General features: G+C 69.0%; 3 protein-coding genes. All 3 read right to left on the reverse strand.

Going from position 1 to position 2,812, the window contains the following annotated elements:
• Positions 1-132: 132 nt before the first annotated feature.
• Positions 133-990: an ABC transporter substrate-binding protein gene (locus AB7O82_RS34690; protein ID WP_428552867.1), complete on the reverse strand. Its 858-nt coding sequence runs from the start codon at positions 988-990 to the stop codon at positions 133-135.
• 89 nt (positions 991-1,079) lie between these two features.
• Positions 1,080-2,402, reverse strand: coding sequence for a M20 family metallopeptidase (locus tag AB7O82_RS34695; RefSeq protein ID WP_428621496.1), 1,323 nt, complete (start codon positions 2,400-2,402; stop codon positions 1,080-1,082).
• On the reverse strand, positions 2,402-2,812 hold a 411-nt coding region (locus AB7O82_RS34700), incomplete at its 5' end, for an aspartate dehydrogenase domain-containing protein (RefSeq protein ID WP_428621497.1). The genes AB7O82_RS34695 and AB7O82_RS34700, both read right to left, overlap by 1 nt.

Here is a 2,812-nt window from a genome sequence, read left to right on the forward strand (position 1 = left end):
GCACGCCGGCACACTTCCGCGCGCCGGGCGACAATGCACCCTCACTCACCTTCACATCGTCCCCCAAAACGAGGCAATGTCCACTTGACCACGGGTAGGAAGTCCTCCCCGGCGGAGCCGGGGAGGAAATCCCTACGCCGGTCCCGGGCCCTTGATGGAGAATTGCGGCTCGTCGATCTTGAGGACGCCGTACTGATCGAGCAGCTTGGCGTAGTAGCCGTCCTTCCTGAGATCGTTCAGCGCGCCGACCACGGCCTCGGCCAGGGGCTTGTTGGCGAAGGCGAAGCAGGCGGTCTGGGGGAACACGCCGCTGATGGCGCGGGTGAAGTCGCCACGGCCCTGCATGAACATCGCCGTCGCGTCGATGCTGGTGGCGGCGTCGGCCTGGCCGGCGCGCAAGGCCTGGAACGACTCGGCGAAGTTGTTGAAGGTCATGATGGTGAGCGGCTTCAGGCCCTTCTTGGTCACGATGTCGTTGACCTCGCGGGTGCGCCGCTCCTCGATGCCGCCGAGTTCGACCGAGACCCGGCGGCCGGCGAGATCGTCGATCGTCTTGAGGCCGAGCGGATTGCCCTTGGCCGACAGGAAGCTGATCGCCGCCTGCTCGTAGGGCACCATGTACATCAGCTTGGAGCGCTCCTCGGTCCAGAAGATGCCGGTGTTGATCATGTCCCAGCGCTTGGCGGCGAGGCCGGGAATCATGGTGGCGAACTCGGTGCGGATGTATTCCGGTGCGAGCCCGAGCTTCTTGGCACACTCGTTGGCCAGCTCGACCCGCATGCCCTTGAGCTCGCCCTTGTCGTCGACGAACTGCAGCGGCGGCAGCGTCGGATTGATCGACATGATGAGCGTGCCCGCCTTGATGATGTTGGGCGGTGCGATTTTTGGCTGGGCGCGCAGCGCCACCGGTGCGACGGCAAGCGCCGATGCCGCGGCGCCGGCGGCGAGCAGGCCGCGTCGGCGAAGCCCGGATTGACTGATATTCGACATTTCAGGCCCCCTGAAGATTACCCCCACAGACCGGATGCAATTTTGACGCCGAAGCGACGGCTTGTCCCGGGCCGAATCAGGGCCTGTAATCAGGCCCTAAAGCGGCGCCAGCCGACACCGCACCAACCGACGATTACCTCCGCCGCGACTTTCACCGCCCGTCGGTAGTCCTCGACATCGACCCATTCGTCGTGCAGCCCGTTCTGCGTGAGATCGCCGCCGAACGGCCCCAGCCCGACCGTGGGAATGCCGGCCTGCACGATCGGATTGCGGATGTCGCTCGACGTATGCAGCGGATTGACGTGCGGCGCCTGGCCGGTGACGCGCCGGACGGCATCGGCAACGACGCGATAGAGCGGATGCTCGGGGCTGACCTCGGCGCCGCTGACGCCCGACACGAACGCGAGGCGGGGCGGATGGTCGCGCAGCCAGGCGTCCTCCGCCGCGGCGCCCCGCACGGCCGCCTCGATCGCGCTCTGGACATCGGCCAGCGTCTCCGGCGGCGGGAACGACAGTGAGCCCGCCAGCACCGCGCCGGGCGCGATGCGCGCGAATGCGTCGCTGCTGCCGGCGGCGACATGGGACACCACCAGGTTGGTCGATCGGCCGATCGCCTGCTGCAACGCCGGATGGCGCACTGTCTCGCCGCGCCGGGCATCGAGCGCCTGCAGGGCGCGATGGATCAGCCAGATCTTGTCGATCGGATTGACCGCGCGATGGGCGAAGGCGGCATGGCTGATCTCGCTGGTGTCGGGCGCGCGCCCGTCGACGGTGACGCGGAATTCGACCAGACCCGAGGCGAAGGCCTTGATCTCGCGCATGCCGGCGCCCGACTCGGCCGGATGAAGATAGACCGCCGCATCGGCGCGGAGCCCGCCATGCAGCAGCGCCGAGACGCCGCGCGCGTGCCGCTTGCTGGGCGTGCTGGCCAGGATCACGTCGCCGAGCGGCGCCATGCCGGTCTCGAGCACGGCCTGCAGCCCCTGCACCAGGGTGGCGACTCCGGCCAGGTCGTCGGCGACGCCCCAGCCGTGCAGGCGGCCACCTTCGATCACGCCGGCAAACGGATCGTGACGCCAGCGCTCGGTCGCCGCCACCGGCTCGCCGTCCGGATGGGCGAAGAAGATGACGCTGCGGCCGCCGCCCAGTCCCTTGAAGGTGGCGACCACGCTTTCGCGCTCGCCCGCGTCGATCGCCTGGACACTAGCGAACTCCGCCACCATCGGCACCTCGCTCGGCCGATAGCGCACGCGCTCGACCGTGCAGCCCAGTCGCCGCGCGGCGTCGGCGACGCGCTGCTGCACCGCCGCCTCGCCCTGGCGCTGGGCGCGGATCAGCGCCTGCAGGAACGCGACCGGGTCACCCATCGGATCTTCGTCCATCAGATTCTCGCCGATCAGATTTTCGCCCATCAGATTTTCACGGGCGCCCGCCGGCGATGAACGATGCGGATCAGGCTGGAGGTCGTGTAGTCGGCCGGATCGCCGTCCGGCGCCACCTCGCGGCCGCCGACCGACAGCATCACCTTGCCGGCGCCCGCCTCGATCTCGAGTTCGTGCGCAGTCTCGGACAGCGCAGGGTCGGCCACCAGCTCCAGTTCCGTCGCATCGAGGCCGAGGCCAGCCAGGGCCACGCCGACCGAGCTGTTGAGGTTGTTGGGAAAGCGCCGCGCCACCTCGCGCACGCTGCCCGACAGGATCACCATTCGTCGGTCTATCCCGTCGAGCCTGGCCAGCGCCGCCGCCGGCGTGAGCCGCCACATCGCCGGCGGCTTCAGCTGGCGATAGACAACGCGGCGCAGGTCCTCCTCGCGCGCCGTCGC

The organism is Reyranella sp. (assembly GCF_050185545.1).
Classification (GTDB): domain Bacteria; phylum Pseudomonadota; class Alphaproteobacteria; order Reyranellales; family Reyranellaceae; genus Reyranella.